This window comes from Micromonospora sp. HK10 (assembly GCF_000982955.1).
In the GTDB taxonomy this organism is placed as follows: Bacteria; Actinomycetota; Actinomycetes; order Mycobacteriales; family Micromonosporaceae; genus Micromonospora.
Genome location: NZ_KQ058825.1, coordinates 23,527 through 40,025, shown reverse-complemented (window position 1 = coordinate 40,025; position 16,499 = coordinate 23,527). Strand labels below are relative to the sequence as shown.

The 16,499-nt window shown below is 72.1% G+C and carries 21 protein-coding genes and 1 pseudogene; 13 read left to right on the top strand and 9 right to left on the bottom strand.

What is annotated here, in order from left to right; all coding sequences use genetic code 11:
• Positions 1-325: 325 nt before the first annotated feature.
• The gene (locus LQ51_RS14800; RefSeq protein ID WP_369799857.1) at positions 326-559 is read left to right on the top strand and encodes a hypothetical protein; all 234 of its coding nucleotides are present in this window, start codon (positions 326-328) and stop codon (positions 557-559) included.
• Between the two features lie 43 nt (positions 560-602).
• Positions 603-815, top strand: a complete 213-nt coding sequence (locus LQ51_RS14795) for a hypothetical protein (protein WP_046566178.1) — start codon at positions 603-605, stop codon at positions 813-815.
• Between the two features lie 114 nt (positions 816-929).
• Here LQ51_RS14795 and LQ51_RS14790 read toward each other — a convergent pair whose 3' ends face one another.
• The 3 genes from LQ51_RS14790 to LQ51_RS14780 form a co-directional block, all read right to left on the bottom strand.
• Positions 930-1,469, bottom strand: a complete 540-nt coding sequence (locus LQ51_RS14790) for a DUF1360 domain-containing protein (RefSeq protein ID WP_046566177.1) — start codon at positions 1,467-1,469, stop codon at positions 930-932.
• Between the two features lie 72 nt (positions 1,470-1,541).
• Positions 1,542-1,865, bottom strand: coding sequence for a hypothetical protein (locus tag LQ51_RS14785; RefSeq protein ID WP_046566175.1), 324 nt, complete (start codon positions 1,863-1,865; stop codon positions 1,542-1,544).
• Complete coding sequence (locus LQ51_RS14780; protein ID WP_046566174.1) at positions 1,865-2,182, bottom strand: DUF6158 family protein; 318 nt, start codon at positions 2,180-2,182, stop codon at positions 1,865-1,867. The genes LQ51_RS14785 and LQ51_RS14780 overlap by 1 nt, the downstream gene beginning before the upstream one ends.
• 122 nt (positions 2,183-2,304) lie before the next feature.
• Between LQ51_RS14780 and LQ51_RS14775 the strand changes: the two genes are divergently transcribed.
• Positions 2,305-2,724 carry a hypothetical protein gene (locus LQ51_RS14775; protein WP_046566261.1) on the top strand — a complete coding sequence of 140 codons (420 nt, stop codon included), beginning with the start codon at positions 2,305-2,307 and terminating at the stop codon, positions 2,722-2,724.
• A gap of 26 nt (positions 2,725-2,750) precedes the next feature.
• The gene (locus LQ51_RS14770) at positions 2,751-3,080 is read left to right on the top strand and encodes a DUF3817 domain-containing protein (protein ID WP_046566172.1); all 330 of its coding nucleotides are present in this window, start codon (positions 2,751-2,753) and stop codon (positions 3,078-3,080) included.
• 84 nt (positions 3,081-3,164) lie between these two features.
• On the opposite strand, the gene LQ51_RS14765 is transcribed toward LQ51_RS14770, so the two are convergent.
• Positions 3,165-3,689: a DUF6232 family protein gene (locus tag LQ51_RS14765; protein WP_046566169.1), complete on the bottom strand. Its 525-nt coding sequence runs from the start codon at positions 3,687-3,689 to the stop codon at positions 3,165-3,167.
• Positions 3,690-4,189: 500 nt separating this feature from the next.
• Between LQ51_RS14765 and LQ51_RS14760 the strand changes: the two genes are divergently transcribed.
• Complete coding sequence (locus tag LQ51_RS14760) at positions 4,190-5,158, top strand: C40 family peptidase (protein WP_046566168.1); 969 nt, start codon at positions 4,190-4,192, stop codon at positions 5,156-5,158.
• A gap of 74 nt (positions 5,159-5,232) precedes the next feature.
• Here the strand turns inward: LQ51_RS14760 and LQ51_RS14755 are convergent, their stop codons facing one another.
• From LQ51_RS14755 to LQ51_RS14745, 3 genes are all read right to left on the bottom strand, one after another.
• Positions 5,233-6,222 (bottom strand): sigma-70 family RNA polymerase sigma factor, encoded by a 990-nt coding sequence (locus LQ51_RS14755; RefSeq protein WP_046566165.1) that lies wholly within the window; start codon positions 6,220-6,222, stop codon positions 5,233-5,235.
• A gap of 559 nt (positions 6,223-6,781) precedes the next feature.
• A complete protein-coding gene (gene murQ / locus LQ51_RS14750) occupies positions 6,782-7,729 on the bottom strand; it encodes an N-acetylmuramic acid 6-phosphate etherase (protein WP_046566163.1) in 948 nt (315 codons plus the stop codon).
• Positions 7,726-8,640 carry a MurR/RpiR family transcriptional regulator gene (locus tag LQ51_RS14745; RefSeq protein ID WP_046566162.1) on the bottom strand — a complete coding sequence of 305 codons (915 nt, stop codon included), beginning with the start codon at positions 8,638-8,640 and terminating at the stop codon, positions 7,726-7,728. Before LQ51_RS14745 ends, murQ begins: the two co-directional genes overlap by 4 nt.
• 312 nt (positions 8,641-8,952) lie before the next feature.
• Here LQ51_RS14745 and LQ51_RS14740 point away from each other — a divergent pair, with 312 nt between their 5' ends.
• Positions 8,953-9,642, top strand: coding sequence for an SDR family NAD(P)-dependent oxidoreductase (locus tag LQ51_RS14740; protein ID WP_046566160.1), 690 nt, complete (start codon positions 8,953-8,955; stop codon positions 9,640-9,642).
• On the opposite strand, the gene LQ51_RS14735 is transcribed toward LQ51_RS14740, so the two are convergent.
• The gene (locus LQ51_RS14735; protein WP_082159425.1) at positions 9,627-10,394 is read right to left on the bottom strand and encodes a dTMP kinase; all 768 of its coding nucleotides are present in this window, start codon (positions 10,392-10,394) and stop codon (positions 9,627-9,629) included. The two genes, LQ51_RS14740 and LQ51_RS14735, sit on opposite strands and share 16 nt — an antisense overlap.
• 149 nt (positions 10,395-10,543) lie before the next feature.
• On the opposite strand from LQ51_RS14735, the pseudogene LQ51_RS14730 reads away from it, so the two are divergent.
• The 5 genes and pseudogenes from LQ51_RS14730 to LQ51_RS14715 all read left to right on the top strand — a co-directional run.
• Positions 10,544-11,122, top strand: a pseudogene (locus LQ51_RS14730) (nucleotidyltransferase); the annotation flags it as partial.
• A gap of 56 nt (positions 11,123-11,178) precedes the next feature.
• Positions 11,179-11,388, top strand: a complete 210-nt coding sequence (locus LQ51_RS14725) for a hypothetical protein (RefSeq protein WP_231605751.1) — start codon at positions 11,179-11,181, stop codon at positions 11,386-11,388.
• A 10-nt stretch (positions 11,389-11,398) separates the two neighbouring features.
• Positions 11,399-12,124 (top strand): metallophosphoesterase family protein, encoded by a 726-nt coding sequence (locus LQ51_RS14720; protein ID WP_046566156.1) that lies wholly within the window; start codon positions 11,399-11,401, stop codon positions 12,122-12,124.
• 42 nt (positions 12,125-12,166) lie between these two features.
• Complete coding sequence (locus tag LQ51_RS33400) at positions 12,167-12,313, top strand: GPGG-motif small membrane protein (RefSeq protein WP_165949678.1); 147 nt, start codon at positions 12,167-12,169, stop codon at positions 12,311-12,313.
• Between the two features lie 147 nt (positions 12,314-12,460).
• A complete protein-coding gene (locus tag LQ51_RS14715) occupies positions 12,461-12,958 on the top strand; it encodes a TspO/MBR family protein (RefSeq protein WP_046566155.1) in 498 nt (165 codons plus the stop codon).
• Between the two features lie 37 nt (positions 12,959-12,995).
• On the opposite strand, the gene LQ51_RS14710 is transcribed toward LQ51_RS14715, so the two are convergent.
• Positions 12,996-13,775, bottom strand: a complete 780-nt coding sequence (locus LQ51_RS14710; protein WP_046566154.1) for a M23 family metallopeptidase — start codon at positions 13,773-13,775, stop codon at positions 12,996-12,998.
• A 261-nt stretch (positions 13,776-14,036) separates the two neighbouring features.
• On the opposite strand from LQ51_RS14710, the gene LQ51_RS14705 reads away from it, so the two are divergent.
• Both LQ51_RS14705 and LQ51_RS14700 read left to right on the top strand, forming a co-directional pair.
• Positions 14,037-15,377: an ABC transporter substrate-binding protein gene (locus LQ51_RS14705; RefSeq protein WP_046566153.1), complete on the top strand. Its 1,341-nt coding sequence runs from the start codon at positions 14,037-14,039 to the stop codon at positions 15,375-15,377.
• Between the two features lie 71 nt (positions 15,378-15,448).
• Positions 15,449-16,498, top strand: a complete 1,050-nt coding sequence (locus LQ51_RS14700; protein WP_046566152.1) for a carbohydrate ABC transporter permease — start codon at positions 15,449-15,451, stop codon at positions 16,496-16,498.
• Position 16,499 lies beyond the last annotated feature (1 nt).

Here is a 16,499-nt window from a genome sequence, read left to right as displayed (position 1 = left end):
GCCGAAGGTGACGGGGGCCACACCGGCGGGCGGAAGATGTCGGCCGGCCGCGCCGTTGTGCAGAGCGTCGGTGTGTCCAGTGTCCCCGGGCCTCACCCAATTTGCCTTCGCGGAATTCCGTCCGGCTGGAGCCGCGTCGCGCCACTCGCCGAGAGGCGACCTGCACACCGGCACCCAGCGCCGCCCGTTCCCTCCGGGACCGGGCGGCGCCGTGCATTCCCTCCCCCGCATCCCTCCGCCATCCCCGGGTCAGGCGCATCGTGGCCAACGCGGCCAACCGGCGGCTGGCGGGACGGCGACGTTTGACCGATTCGGGCCCGGGTAGCTGACCGGCGTGACCGACGACGCGCCCGTGACCGAGCAACCGGACACCCGGCAGCTCGACGACCTGCTCGACGACCTCTACCGGGGTCAGGAACGGATCACCCAGGCGATGATCTACCGCCGGGCGGTGGCCGCCGAACTCCCCGCCGAGCTGCTGGCCCGGATCGCCGCGCTCCCCGAGGGCGAGTACGCCGTCGACGAGGCGGCCGACCTGCTCGGCGGGACGGTGGCCTGAGACCCCGGCCAACCCCCAACCGGACCACGGAGAGGACAGTGGGATGACCGACAGCGACGACGCACGGCGGCACCACATCGAGGCGCTCGGCCAGCCACCAGAGGGCAGGGACACGCTGCCGGAACCGGACTTCGCCAACGAGCACGACCGCACCGCGGTGGACCGCGAGGTGATCACCGGGGCGGACGAGGACGAGCGGGAGCCGGAGGCGTCCCGGGGCTGGGCCGGCGAGGACCACGGCACCACCCCCACCTGAGCCCGTACGCCGCCGGCCCGGTGCCGGCCGGCGCACCCGGACCAGCCTGCGCTATCCGGACCGGAACGACCGGGGGCCGCCGCGTTCGCGGCGGCCCCCGGTGTCGTTCGTCGGTCACTTCTCCCGGTGGCCGCCCTCGGCCGCCTGCTGGGCGACGGCGTAACCCATCTGGAGGAAGTCGGAGGCCGCGACCGCGGTGAGTGCCGTGGCGATCAGCCGGGTGAGCCGGGGCGCGAGCACCAGCCCGCCGGTGAGCCCGGTGGCCACCCAGACGGCCAGGCAGAACGGGCAGCTGACCAGCTCGCCGAGGGCGTGCCGGGTAGGGCTGCCCTGGTCCCGCACCTGTTCCATCACCTCCCCGCTGCCGATCGGGTGGTCGTAGCGGGTGAACGGCGCGCGCAGCGGGCTGGTGATGGCGTCCTTGGACAGCAGCCGGCTGAGCTTGTGCGTCGCGATGCTGAGCAGCACCACGTCGCCGGGGGACGGCCGCTCCGGCACCGGTCGCCCGGTCGCCTTCACCAGCCCCACCAGCGACGCGGTCACCATCGCGTACGTGCCCATCGCCTTGAGATAGCCCTCCAGCGGCCGCTGCTCGTTCGGCGCGTACGCCTGGCGCAGGCGCGCCACCTTCTGCTTCAGGCCACTCCCGGTCACCCGGCCTCCTCGTTGGTCGTCGTGGTGGCGCCGGCTCGGCCGCGCACCAGGGTCGGTCATCGGGGCGCCGGCTCAGCCGGCGGTCAGGTTGTCGGCCACCTCGCGGGCGAGGCTGTTCAGGATCTCGTCGGCCATGCCGTGGTCGGTGCCGGAGAGGTCGAGCCGGACCCGGGCGCCACCGGCGTCGGCCGGTTCGACGTCGATGTCCGCCGACCAGCCGGCGGCCTCGGAAATCCACCGCGCCCGCATGTCCGCGGCGTCGACGACCTCCACCCGGTGCGTGCCCGCCCGCCGCAACTCCTCCGGCAGCCAGGCCGCCGACCGGTCGGGGTCGGTGGCGGTGTTGAAGACCACCTCGGGTGGCGCGGACATGCCGCGCTCGGCGTGGTTGGCCATCAGGCGTCCCGCAGTCGGCTCGGGTCGACCTCCCGGCCCGGGTGCCGGGCCAGGTACTCGGTCTCCAGCTCGGCGGTGCGGCGCAGGTGGTTGGCGAGCGCCGAGTCGGTGGCGTGCCGCAACGTGTCCAGCCGGGTCCGGTGCAGGCTCTGCATCTCCCGGATCAGGTCCTCGTCGCCGAGCTCCGCCGGGTCGATGCCGAGCAACTCGCCGTCGCCGTCGGCGGTCGCGGTGTCGGTACGGGCGTGGTCGCCGTCCCACTCGGGCAGCCGCTGCTCCGGGCTGGCGTCGCCGGCACGGCGTACGGATTCGGTCATCGTCGGCCCCCTCGTCTCGTTCGGGCTGGCGTCTAGACGGATGCCCACCCGCGGTGTGGCCAAACCCCGCCACCTACGACACCGCGTCGGAGACGGCCGCGGGCCCCGGTACCCTCGATGGCATGAAACGGCTCTGGACACCGGCGTGGATCGCCCGCCACGTGGCCATGGTCGTGCTGGTCGTGGGCTTCCTCGGCCTCGGGTGGTGGCAGGTCACCCGGGCCGCCGAGGGCAACTCGCTGAGCTTCGGGTACGCGATCGAGTGGCCGGTCTTCGCCGGTTTCGTGGTCTTCGTCTGGTGGCGTGAGGTCCGGCACGCGCTGCGCGGCACGCCCGACGCGGCGGCCACCCCGGCGCCGCCGGCGGCCGCCGGGCCCGAGCCGCCGGCCACCACCCCGGCGGTACGCCGGCCGGTGCGGGTCGGTCGGGCGCCGTCCGCCCCGGTCGACGGCGCGGACGACGGCGACCTCGCCGAGTACAACCGCTACCTGTCATGGTTGAACGCCAATCCGGGCGCGCGGCCCGGTGACTATCCCGGCTGAGGCCGGCTTCGGAAGGACGGACGACGGTGGGCGGAGCCCTTACCCGGTACCGCGTGATCGCCTGGATCGTGGGCGTGGCGCTGGTGGTGCTGGTCCTGATCGGCATGCCGCTGAAGTACTTCTTCCACGACCCGACCGTGGTGGCGGTGGTCGGCACCGCGCACGGCTGGCTCTACATGATCTATCTGGCGCTCACCTTCGACCTGTCCCGCCGGGTGGAGTGGCCGTTGAAGCGGATGCTGCTGGTCATGCTGGCCGGGACGGTGCCGTTCGTGTCGTTCTACGCCGAGCGCCGGGTGAGCCGCTGGCTGGCCGCGGAGGACCGGGCGCCGGCCCCGGAGCCGGTCGCCGGCTGAGCCGGCCGGGCCAAGGGTTCGGTCGCCACCCGGCGAGCCGTTCCGGTTCAGCGGTTCGGCCGCCACCCCGGGCGAGCCGGCCGGTCAGCGGTTCGGCCGCCAGACGCCGGCCGAGGCGACCGGGTCGGTCCAGCCGCCGCCCAGCCGCGCCCCCTCCCGGGCCCGTTGCAGGGCCCGGGTGACCTGACCGAACTGCCGCTCGTCGTCGCTGCTGAACAGCAGCACCTCGGCGTCGCGGTGCCGGCCCCACAGCTCGTACGCCGGTGGCCGCCAGCGGTCGCCGGCCATCACCAGCAGCATCGGCAGCAGCCCCACCGCGCCGAGCATCAGGTAGGCGGTGGCGGTGAGCCGTTGCAGCCCGCCGGTGAAGCCGAGCAGCACCCCGACCGCGCCGATCAGGGCGCCGGAGATCGTGACGGCCCGCAGGGCGAGCCGGTCGTGCGGCCCACGGGTGGTCCAGACCTGGGTGAGTTCGGCCACCGGCCAGCTGGCCCGGCCCACGCTGAAGCGTTCGGCGGTCACCACGATGCCCGGCCGGGCGTACAGCAGGGTCGGGGCGGCCGGTCGGGTCGACCGGGGTGGGCGGGTGGTGGAGCCATCGGTCTGCACGGCGTCCTCCCAGGGCTCGCGCGCCGGGCTCCCCCACCACCGACGAGCTGCGCCGATGCCGGTGGCGGGATTCCCGGCTCCGCGCTTCATTGTGTTGCGGGCGCGCCACCCGGACCGGTCGTTTCCCCTGCTCACCGGCGTGCCGTCCGGCCGCCTCGGGCGGTTACCAGCGCCCATTTACCACTTTGTCGATATTTTGCGGCGCGAGCCCTCGCGACATCCGTCCAGAACGACGAATCGGGCCACCCGCACTATTCACGCAACCGGCACCCGCGCCCGTACCGTCCGCCCGGCGAGCGGTCACCAGACGTCACCGGCACCGCCCGCACTTCCTGACACTTTGCCAACATTCGCCCCTGCTTCCACTCCCGCCCTCACCCGTCCCGGGTTAGGTTGGGCGAGCCGGTCCGGTCCACCGCCATCCACCGGGATGGCCCCGGGCGGTGTCGCCGGGCGGCCCAGCGCGGCCCGGGCGACCGTGGGAGAGGAGCTTTCCGCTCTTGTCGTCACTACGGATCCTGCTGCGCGGCCTCGCGGTGGCCGGCCTCTCGGCCGTGCTCCTCGCCCCGGCGTCGGTGGCTCGGGCCGAGCCCACCCCCGCCGAGCTGACGAAGCAGATCGAGAAGTCCTCGACTGAGCTGGAGCGAATCGTCGAGTCCTACAACAAGCTCAACGAGCAGATCAAGGCCAACAAGGCCACCGCGGCCACGTTGCAGGCCCGGATCGGCCCGTTGCAGGCGCAGGCCGAGCGGAGCCGGGCCGACGTGGGCCTGCTCGCCGCCACCGCGTACAAGACCGGTGGGATGCGCACCGCCAAGGCGCTGCTGGAGCCGGGCGGGACGACCTCGCTGCCGGAGCGGCTCGGCGCACTGGACCAGTTGAGCCGGCAGCGGCAGCAGACCATCGACGGTTTCACCGCCGACCAGCGAAAGCTCATCGATCAGAAGACCCAGCTGGACGCCACGCTGGCCCGGCAGGCCGCGCAGGCCAAGCAGCTCAGCGTGGGCAAGAAGAAGATCGAGGCGGATCTCGCCCGCCTCTACCAGCTACGCCGCCAGGCGTACGGGCGGGCCACCGAGGCGCCGTCCAGCGCCGGCTCGGCCGGCACCCCGCCGGCCATCTCCGGCTCGGCCGGCACGGCGGTGCGGTACGCGTACGGGGCGGTCGGCAAGCCGTACGTCTACGGGGCGGAGGGCCCCGGCGGCTACGACTGCTCGGGCCTGACCCTGGCCGCCTGGCGGGCGGCCGGCAAGTCGCTGCCGCACAACGCCGCCATGCAGTGGGACGCCACCACCCGGATCAGCCGCAGCGCGCTGCGCCCCGGCGACCTGGTCTTCTATTCGGGTCTCGGGCACGTGGCGATCTACGTGGGCAGCGGCCAGATCATCGACGCGCCCAGCGCGGGCCGCAACGTCAGCAAGCGCGGCATGGGCATCATGCCGATCGCCGGCTACGGCCGGGTCCGCTGACCGCCTCCAGGTACGGCGAACGGCCGGCGTCCCCCTATCGGACGCCGGCCGTTCGTGTTGCCATTGTTCCCTGGTCAGGCCGCCTGCAGTCCCTCGGCCCGGGCCAGCTCGCGGAGCCGGCCGAGGGCCTGGATCTCCAGCTGGCGGATCCGCTCCCGGGAGAGCGAGAACCGCGAGGCGACCTCGGTGAGCGAGTGCTCCCGGCCGTCCTCCAGGCCGTACCGGGCCCGCATGATGCCGGCGGACCGGTCGTCGAGGTGGTTGAGCAGGCCCTCGATCCGCTGCCGCTCCAGGCCGGTGAGGACGATCTCCTCCGGCGACGGGGCGTCGCTGTCGGCCACCAGGTCGCCGAGGTTGGTGTCGCCGTCGTCGCCCACCGGGGTGTCCAGCGAGACGGTGTCCTGCGACCAGCGGACCAGCTCGTTGACCCGCTCGACGGTGACCCCGAGCGCGGTCGCGATCTGCTCCGGCTCCGGGTCGCTGCCCAGCTCGCGGGTGAGCTGGCGGGCGACGTTGCGCATCCGGTTGACGTCCTCCACCAGGTGGACCGGCAGCCGCACGGTCCGCTCCTGCTGGGCGATCGCCCGGCTGATCGCCTGGCGGATCCACCAGGTGGCGTAGGTGGAGAACTTGTAGCCGCGCTCGTAGTCGAACTTCTCGACCGCCCGGACCAGGCCGGTGTTGCCCTCCTGGATCAGGTCCAGCATGGGCATGCCCGAGCGCACGTAACGGCGGGCGATCGACACGACCAGTCGCAGGTTGGCGCGGATGAACAGGTCCTTCGCGCGCTCCCCCTCGACGACCAGCCGCTCCAGGTCCTCCCGGTCGACGCCGGCGGGCACCCGGTCCTCGCCGAGCAGGTGCTCGGCGTAGAGGCCGGCCTCGATCGCCTTGGAGAGTTCGACCTCCTTGGCGGCGTCCAGCAGCGGCGTCCGGGAGATCTCGTGCAGGTAGACGCCGACCAGGTCCCGCTCCTCGGCGACCTCGTCGGTACGCATGCCGATGTTCTTGTCCACGATTGCCACGGTCCCCTCGCTCGCGCCGGTTGCCCGGTTCCTTGCCATCCCCACGTTCATCAGCCCTCCCCGTAACCTCCGCTGTGCCCGTAGGTGCTGACACCTACACAACAGATGAGACGCGTCGGGGATTCCATGTCGTGAGTCGAAACTGTCACGAATGCCTGAGTAGTAGCTGAGAGCCCGATCCATGTTCCCTGTCAGGACCCCTGCTCGGACGACTCGCGTACCCCCCGCTGAACGGGGTGTCGGAGCTGCGGAATCGTCGTCCGCCCATGGAACCGCACCATTGCGAGATCCATGGGCCCGTCCGACCCGCGTCACCGGGCACTGCGATCCTGGTCACTGCGAGATACGCGGCCGCGGACCGGTCGGTTCAGCTCGGGTGAGGATTACCCCACGCCTGGTTGAACAATCCGCAGGGCACCGGACGTCCCCCCGGACGAGTGATCCGCGTCGCACCTCGTCGTCACCGTCGGTGGCCGGCGGGGGTGTGCAGGGCGGCCAGCACCTGGGGGCGCGACCGCGGCGGGGCAGCTCGGGGGGCGAGCAGGGGGCAGCTCGGGAGGCGAGCAGGGGGCAGCTCGGGGGGCGAGCAGGGGGCGGCTCAGGAGGCGAGCAGGGCGAGCGCGCCGCGCACCTGGTCGGCGGAGCGGGCCAGCGCGGCGCGGGCGGCGGAGATCTCCGCGCCGGAGACGAGCGCGACCAGCGCGGTCTTGAGGTCGCCGTCGGCCTCGTGCAGGGCCGCCTGGCAGACCTCCTCGGCGCAGCCGGTGGCCTCCATCAGGATCGAGATCATGCGGCCGCGGAGTTTGGCGTTGGTGGCCACCATGTCGATCATCAGGTTCGAGTAGACCCGGCCGAGTCGCACCATGACGGCCGTGGAGAACGTGTTGAGCACCAGCTTCTGCGCGGTGCCCGCCTTCATCCGGGTCGAACCGGTGACCACCTCCGGCCCGGTGTCCACCCCGATGAAGACGTCGACCGACGAGGCGGCCTCGGCCTCCGGATTGGCGCAGAGCAGCACCGTCGAGGCGCCCTGGGCCCGGGACGCGGCGAGCGCCCCGAGGACGTACGGGGTGCGCCCGCTCGCCGCCAGGCCGACGACCAGGTCGCCGGTGCCGACGCAGTCGGCGGCCTCGGCGGCACCGCCGTCCTCGGCGTCCTCGGCGTCCTCCACGGCGTGCCACATCGCCTCGGGCCCGCCGGCCAGGTGGGCGCAGAACCAGTGCCGTGGCGAGTTGAAGGTGGGGGCCAGCTCGGCGGCGTCGAGCACGCCCAGCCGGCCGGACGTGCCGGCGCCGAAGTAGTGCACCCGGCCACCACCGCGCAACGCCGCAACCGCCAGGTCGACGGTCTCGGCGATCTCGTCGAGCACGGCGGCCACCGCGGCCGGCACCCGCCGGTCCGCGTCGTTGATCACGGTGAGCACGTCCCGGGTCGACATCAGGTCGAGATCGACGCTGTGCGGGTTACGCCGCTCGGTGGGGGCGCCGACGCGCACCACGGGTCGCACCGTGGCCACCTCGTCCGGCTCCACCCGACCCGCCGTCATGCCCGCCTCCGCCCGGCGCCCACCCGGCGGGACCGGACGGCCTCGGCCGTCGCCTCCAGGGCCTTGCGGGCCTTGGCCCGGTTGCGGGCGGCCACCCCCACGAAGAGGCAGTCGACCACGGTCAACTGGGCCAGCCGGCTGGCCATCGCGCCGGAGCGGTAGGTGGTCTCCCGGGCGGCGGTGGTGAGCACGAAGTCGGCGACCTCGGTGATCGGCGAACGCGGGAAGTTGGTCAGCGCCACCGTGGTGGCACCCCGCGCCCGGGCCTGCTCCAGCACCTCGATCGCGTCGGAGGTGGTGCCGGTGTGCGAGATGCCGATTGCGACGTCGCCGCGGCCGAGCAGCGCGGCCGAGGTCAGCGCCGTGTGCACGTCCGGGAAGTAGAAGGCGGTCCGGCCGATGCGGTGCAGCTTCTGCTGGAAGTCGGAGGCGACGAAACCGCTGGCGCCGGCGCCGTAGACGTCGATCCGCCCGGCCGCGACGATGGCTTCGACCACCTGCTCGCAGACCGCCGGGTCGAGCTGCTCCGCGGTCTCCTCGACGGCGCGCGCGTCGTTGAAGGCGATGGTCGCGATGATCTGGGCGAGGTCGGCGCCGGGCGGGATGTCCCCGCCGACCACCCGGGCGTCCGGCGGCTCGATCCGGCGGGCGGCCTCGGCGGCGAGCCGGATCCGCAGCTGCGGGTAACCGTCCATGCCGACCGACCGGCAGAACCGGATGACGGTGGCCTCGGATGTCTCGGCGGCGGTGGCGAGGTCCGTGATGGTGCGCCGGGCGGCGTCGGCCGGATCGGAGACGACCAGCCGGGCCACCCGCTGCTCGGCCGGGGACAGCGAGGGGAGCAGCCCGCTGATGTGGACGATCAGTCCACCAGGCTCGTGACTCGCAGAAATCTTCGGACTCTTCGCCACGGATGAAACTTACTTTCACGAGCGCGGACCGTCAACCATGACGCCGCGTATCGGGAAAAGTACCGCCTTCCGCACGCGGCCCGCCCGGCAAGGGTCCCATTCCCGCAGCCCGGCCGCCTCCTCCGGACCGGTCGACTCGACCATCCCGGCCCACCCGCGGTTCGGCTGTCGTGCACGCGACACCGGCCGGACGGCCGGGTCCGGGTCACCGGACGGGATGGGCGGACCCGGCGCCGCCCGCCGGGCCCATCGATCAGCGCAGATCCCGCCCCGCGCACCTACCGGTCCGCGCCGGCCGCTAGCGTGGGGCCCATGGCGCAACGCACGGTGCTGGTGACCGGAGGCACGGGCGGGCTGGGCGGTGCGGTCACCGCGGCCTTCCTCGAGGCCGGCTGGCGGGTGGTCGTACCGGAACGGGACGGCGCGGGGACGGCGCCGGCGGGCGCGGCGCCCGTCCGGGTCACCGCGGACCTGCTGGAACCCGCCGGGGCGGCCCGGGCGGTCGAGGCGGCCACCGCCGACCCCGCGGCGCCGCTGCGCGCGGTGGTCAACCTCGTCGGCGGGTACGCCAGCGGCGGGCTGGTGCACGAGACCCCGGTCGACGAGTTCGACCGGATGCTGCGGCTCAACCTGCGCCCGACGTACCTGGTCACCCAGGCGGCGCTGCCGCATCTGGTGGCGGCCGGCGGCGGCGCGGTGGTCTGCGTCTCGGCCCGGGCCGCGGTGGCGCCGTTCCCCGGCGCGGCCGGCTACGTCACCGCCAAGGCCGCCGTGCTCGCCTTCGCCAACGCGGTGGCGGTGGAGTACCGGCAGCGCGGCGTGCGGTGCAACACGGTGCTGCCCAGCGTCATCGACACCCCGGCCAACCGGGCCGCCCAGCCGGACGCGGACCACCGGCGCTGGGTCCCGCCCGCCGAGATCGCCGCGGTGATCCGCTTCCTGGCCTCCGCGGACTCCGCGCCCACCAGCGGGGCGAGCATCCCGGTCTACGGCCGGGCCTGAGCCGGCACCGGGCCACCGCGGTCCGGCCGTGCCCGCCAGCCGGCCAGGAAGGCCACCCGCGAGCCGCCGCCCGGCGGCCGGGTGCCGCCCGGCGACGGGCCGGCCGACGCCGGTGGATCGTCCGGGAACCACTCGGTGAGGTGGGCGCGGATCCGGTGGGAGACCTCCTCCGGGCTGCCGTTGGCGTCGACCACCACGAAGCTGGCGTACTCCGGCAGGGTCCGGTAGGCGGTCGCGGCGGCGGTGAGCCAGCGCATGCTCTCGTGGTCCGTGCCGCGCCGTTCGATCCGCCGGTACGCCTCGACCGGATCGACGGCGAGCAGGAAGGTGACCCGGGGCGCCGGGAAGAACCGGTAGCCGGCCCGGGCCAGCCGCTCCCAGCGCTGCCCGCCGTGCGCCCGGATGCTGGCGTACTGGCACGCCGCATAGCGGTCCATCACCGCGGTGCGGCCGGTCACCAGGCAGCTCAGCAGGGCCAGCGCGATGGCGAGCCAGCGCAGCACGGACTCGACGGCGAGCAGGCCGTCCCGCCCGACGAGGCGTTGCGCGTCCGGCCGGCCGAGGCGGTGGGCGAGCCGGCCCAGCCAGCGGCGGCCGCCCGCGTTGCGGTGGTAGGTGGCGGGGTGGCCGGCGGCGGAGAGCGCCGCGGCGAGCCGGTGCGCCTGGGTGGTCTTGCCCGAACCGTCGATGCCGATCAGGGCGACGGCGCGCAGTCGGGCCCTGCCGCGCCGCACCCGCAGTGACCTGGCCACCTCCCCGAGGTTATCCGACCCGCACACCACATCGCCGATTTGTCCGTTACTGCCCCCCTCCCGCACCCGCGGAGCAGGGACAGGTGTGACCGACCGGCACGCCGGGTACGCAACTTCATTCCCACCGCCACCCACGACGACGGGAGAACCAGATGGCCGAGCGCGGGGACGAGACCCTGGTGCACACCCTCAAGAAGGTCGCCGCCGTGCTCAAGCAGTCCGACATCCCCTTCGCGCTCGGCGGCAGCTTCGCCGTGTACGCCCACGGCGGCCACTCCAGCGACCACGACGTCGACTTCCTGATCCGGGAGCAGGACGTCGACCAGGCGCTGGAGGCCCTGGTGGCGGCCGGCTTCACCGCCGAGCGCCCGCCCGAGGACTGGCTGGTCAAGGTCTACGACGAGGGTCGGATGGTCGACCTGATCCACCGCCCGATCGAGACCCCGGTGACCGAGGAGACCTTCGCCGACACCATCGTGCGGCCGGTGGACGCCATCCACATGCCGGTTCTCTCGGCCAGCCAGCTCATGGTGCACAAGCTGCTCAGCTTCTCGCAGCACTACTGCGACTTCGCCCGCGCCCTGCCACTGGCCCGTTCGCTGCGGGAACAGATCGACTGGGACCGGGTACGGAAGGAGACGCAGCACTCGCCGTACGCCGAGGCGTTCCTGGTGCTGCTCGACCGGCTGGACGTGCTGCCCGCGTCCGCAGGAAGGGAGACCCCGTGACCGGACCGTACGGCGACGCCCCGCCGGACGAGTACCTCGAGGCGGAGATCCAGAGCATGCTCGCCGAGGATCCGTCCGTCGCCGAACAGGGCATCACCGTGGTGCGCCGCGAGCGTGGGCTGGTGATCTACGGCGAGGTGGAGAGCCCGCACCGGCGGGAGGAGATCCTGCGCCGGGTCGCGGAGCGCTTCCCCGACGTGCCGGTCACCAGCGACATCGGGGTGATCCGCACCCAGGCGCCCAGCCAGGTCGAGGAGCTGCCGTGAGGGGGGTTCGATGGTGATCCGGATCGCCGCCGTCGGAGACGTACACCTGGACGAGGACGTGGTCGGCCGGTTCCGGCCGGCGCTGGAGGAGCTGCCCGACTGCGCGGACGTGCTGCTGCTGGCCGGCGACCTGACCCGGCACGGCACCGAGGCCGAGGCGCGCTGCGTGGCGCAGGAGTTCGGCAACCTCGGGGTGCCGGTGATCACGGTGCTCGGCAACCACGACCACCAGTGCGACCAGGTGCCGCAGGTGGTGAAGGTGCTGGAGGATGTCGGGATCACCGTGCTGGAGGGGACCGGGATCGTCCTCGACTGCGCCGGCGGGCGGCTCGGCGTGGCCGGGGTGAAGGGCTTCGGCGGCGGCTTCGCCGGCCGGTGCGCCAGCGACTTCGGCGAGCCGGAGATGAAGGCGTTCGTGCGGACCACCCGGGAGAGCGCCGACGCGCTCGCGGCGGCGCTGCTCGGGCTCGACTGCGACCGGCTGGTCGCGTTGACCCACTACTCGCCGGTGCCGGACACGCTGGCCGGCGAACCGCTGGAGATCTATCCGTTCCTCGGCTGCTACCAGCTCGGTCAGGCGATCGACTCGGCACCCACCGCGCTGGCCCTGCACGGGCACGCCCACCACGGCAGCGAGCGCGGCACCACCCCCGGCGGGGTGCGGGTCCGCAACGTCGCCCACCCGGTGATCAAGCAGGCGTACAGCATCTTCCACCTGGGCGATCAGCCGGACTGACCGGCAGGTTTCCTGAATCGGGCCACCGGGTATTCAGCCGCCATGGAGCTGATTCTCTGGATTCTCGCAGTCGTACTGGTGGTCGCCGGCATCCTCGCGCTGTTCCGCCGGCAGATCCTCTGGGGCATCGTCCTCATCGTCGTCGGTCTGCTGGTCGGCCCGGGTGGCGTCAGCATCTTCAACAATTAGCCGACAGGTCGTTTCCACCCCTGACCCGCCGGGGTCGTCGGGCCCGGAGCTCCGTCCTCCCAGACAGGAGCTTCCGGCCCCGGCGACCTCGGCGTTCGGCGTGCCCGGCCCGGTTTGCCGACCGGTAGGCCGGGGCATGCCGACGGTATGACGATCTCAGGGAGCATCCGGCGGGCCGGCCGAGGCGCGCGGAGGTGGTGGGCCCTGCTCGGCTTCGGCGCGGCGGTGACCGCGGCCGCGGCGGTGGGTGGGCTCGGCGTGCGGGGCACCAGCGAGGAGTACGCGGGCCTCGCGCAGCCGTCCTGGGCACCGCCGTCCTGGCTCTTCGGCCCGGTCTGGACCGTGCTCTACGGGCTGATCGCGGTCGCCGGCTGGCTGGTCTGGCAGCGGGCCGGCTGGGGCCCGGCGCTGTGGGCCTGGGTGATCCAGCTGGTGTTGAACGCGATCTGGACCCCGCTCTTCTTCGCCGCCGGCCGGTACGGCCTCGCGTTCGCCGAGATCGTGCTGCTGTGGCTGGCCGTCGGGGCGACCGTGGTGCTGTCCGGGCGGGTCTCCCGGCCGGCGGCCGGGCTGCTGGCCCCGTACTGGGCCTGGGTCACCTTCGCGGCCGCCCTCAACTTCACCATCTGGCGGCTGAACAGCTGAGCCGGTGGGGCCCCGGGTCGGGGCCCCACCGCCCGGGTCAGCAGCGGGGCACGCCCGGGATGTAGCCGTCGTAGCCGGTGTAGACGTAGGCGTCGGAGATGAACCGGCCGGAGCCGATCCGGTCCCAGATCGTGCTGGTGCCGTAGGTGCCGCTGACCGAGGTGCCGCTGGTCTGGCAGTAGATGGTCACCTTCGCGCCGTCGGCCACCGTGCCGACCGCGCTGTAGCCGGTGCCCGGGCCCGAGCGGACGGTCAGCGCCACGCCGGAGGTCGTGTTCACGGTGCCGGCGCCGGTGTTCGCACCGGAGCAGCCGTTGTCGCTGGTGTAGGTCTTGGTGCCCCAGTAGAGGGCCAGGGCCCCGTTGAACCGGACCTGGATGTCGCTGCCGTTGAGCCGCTGCTCGTAGTGCAGGTGCGGGCCGGTGGAGCCGCCGGTGCTGCCCACGTACCCGATCACCCGGCCGTAGCCGACGGTCTGCCCGACCGAGACGTTGAAGCTGCTCAGGTGCGCGTAGTAGGTGGTGTAGCCGTTGCCGTGGTCGATCCGGACGTACTTGCCGTAGCTGGTGCCGCCGAGGTCGGTGACCCGGTCGACGGTGCCGGGGGCGCTGGCCACCACCGGGTCGCCGAGGTCGTCGGTGCGGTTGAAGTCGACGGCGTACGCCGGGCTGTGGTCGGACCGGGTCTGCCCGGACCAGGACTGGTTGCACGGGAAGGGGACCTTGAAGGTCGGCGCCGCCATGGCCGGGGCCGCCGGCACCAGGGTGGCCGCGAGGACCGCGCCCACGGTTGCGAGGCTGAACCACCGCTTGCGCATCCACTACCTCCTATGTCGAATTCTTTCGATTGGGTAGGGACAGGGTGACAGAAACCTCCATCGATGGGAAGGGACCGCCGGCGCTGGGACGTGCGGAGCATGGGAGCGTGTCCACTGCCGGTTGGCGGGTTTCGGGATTGTTACCGGGCCGTGTCCGCCAAGGGGTGGACCTGAGCGGATGCAAGCGCTTACATGTGGGGACGACCATCGGACCGGCGCGGGTTCGATTCCCTCCACGCGCCGGCTAGGAAGGAGATCGGCATGGCGTTTGCCAGATCGCGCCAGGCTCTCGCGATCGCCGGCGTGCTGGGCCTGGCGCTCGGCGTCACCGCCTGCGGCACGGGCAACGACAAGAAGAGCAGCAAGGCGGGCTCCGCCGAGTGCGCCGCATACGAGAAGTACCAGGGCCACGACGGCAAGAAGGTCAGCATCTACTCGTCGATCCGGGACATCGAGGCCGACCGCCTCAACCAGTCCTGGAAGGAATTCGAGGACTGCACCGGCATCGACATCGACCACGAGGGCAACGCCGAGTTCGAGGCGCAGCTCCCCGTGCGGGTCGACGGTGGCAACGCGCCCGACCTCGCCTTCATCCCGCAGCCGGGCCTGCTGAAGCGGTTCGTCGACTCGGGCAAGCTCAAGCCGGTCGGCGCCGACACCAAGGCCATGGCGGAGCAGAACTACTCCCCCGACTGGCTGAAGTACAGCACCGTCAACGGCCAGCTCTACGGCGCCCCGCTCGGCTCCAACGTGAAGTCCTTCGTGTGGTACTCGCCGAAGACCTTCAAGGAGAAGGGCTGGACCGTCCCCACCACGTGGGACGACATGATCAAGCTCTCCGACCAGATCGCGGCCAGCGGCACCAAGCCGTGGTGCGCCGGCATCGAGTCCGGTGACGCCACCGGCTGGCCGGCCACCGACTGGATCGAGGACGTGCTGCTGCGCACCGCCGGTCCCGAGGTCTACGACCAGTGGACCACCCACCAGATCCCGTTCAACGACCCGAAGGTCGTTGACGCGGTCAACCGGGCCGGCAGCATCCTGAAGAACGAGAAGTACGTCAACGGTGGCTTCGGCGGCGTGAAGAGCATCGCCACCACCGCGTTCCAGGAGGGCGGCACGCCGATCACCACCGGCAAGTGCGCGCTGCACCGGCAGGCGTCCTTCTACGCCAACCAGTGGCCGCAGGGCACCAAGGTGGCCGAGGACGGCGACGTCTTCGCGTTCTACTTCCCGGCCATCGACCCGGCCAAGGGCAAGCCGGTGCTGGGCGGCGGCGAGTTCGTCGGGGCGTTCAACGACCGGCCCGAGGTCCAGGCGGTGCAGACCTACCTGGCCTCCGGCGAGTACGCCAACAGCCGCGCCAAGATCGGTGACTGGGTGTCCGCGAACAAGAAGCTGGACCTGAACAACGTCCCGAACCCGGTGGACAAGCTCTCCGTGGGCATCCTCCAGGACGAGAAGACGGTCTTCCGCTTCGACGGCTCGGACCTGATGCCGGCCGCGGTCGGCGCCGGCACCTTCTGGAAGGGCATGGTGGCCTGGATCAACGGCAAGGACACCAACTCCGTCCTGAACGGCATCGAGGGCAGCTGGAAGTGATCTGAGCAGGTGGCCCGGTCCGCGACGCGGACCGGGCCACCTCTCACAACCGAACCCTTGAAGGAGGGTTGATGGAGTTCGACTTCGCGGCGGAACAGCCGAAGTTCCTCATGCTGATGTACGGGCTGATCGCTTTCGTCGCGGTGGTGGGCGGACTGCTCCTGCTCCTCGACGTGGTGCCGAGCTGGTTCGCCCGGCGCCGGGAGGCACAGCTGGTCGCCGCCTCGGTGGGCGGCGGCGTGGCCCTGCCCCGCCGGCGCAAGCAGCGCGAGGGCGCGTTCGCGTTCTTCTTCCTGCTGCCGACGCTGCTGTTGCTGGCCATCGGGCTGGTGGTCCCGGCCATCCGCACCACGCTGCTCTCCTTCATGGATTCCAGCAGCACCAACTGGGTGGGCCTGCAGAACTACGAATGGATGTTCTCCGAGGACTCGATCGTCCGGGTCCTGATCAACACGCTGATCTGGGTGATCCTGGTGCCGCTGGTGGCCACCGGGTTCGGCCTGATCTACGCGGTCCTGGTGGACAAGGCCCGGTTCGAGGCGGTCGCCAAGTCCCTGATCTTCCTGCCGATGGCGATCTCGTTCGTCGGCGCCTCCATCATCTGGCGGTTCGTCTACGCCTACCGGGGCGAGGGCGACCAGATCGGCCTGCTCAACCAGATCGTGGTGAGTCTCGGCGGCGAACCGAAGCAGTGGCTGCTCGAATCGCCGCTCAACACGTTCCTGCTCATTGTGATCATGGTCTGGATCCAGGCCGGTTTCGCGATGGTGGTGCTCTCCGCCGCGATCAAGGCCATCCCGGCCGACATCGTCGAGGCGGCCCGCCTGGACGGGGTCAGCCCGTGGCAGATGTTCTGGCAGATCACCATGCCGAGCATCCGGCCGGCGCTGGTCGTCGTGGTGGTCACGCTCTCCATCGCCACGCTCAAGGTCTTCGACATCGTCCGGACCGCCACCAACGGCAACTACGACACGAACGTCATCGCGACCGAGATGTACAACCAGGCGTTCCGCTACCAGGAGAACGGGCAGGGCTCGGCCCTGGCGGTGTTCCTGTTCGTCCTGGTGATCCCGATCGTGATCTACCAGATCCGCAACCTGCGCAAGCAGCGGGAGGGCTGAG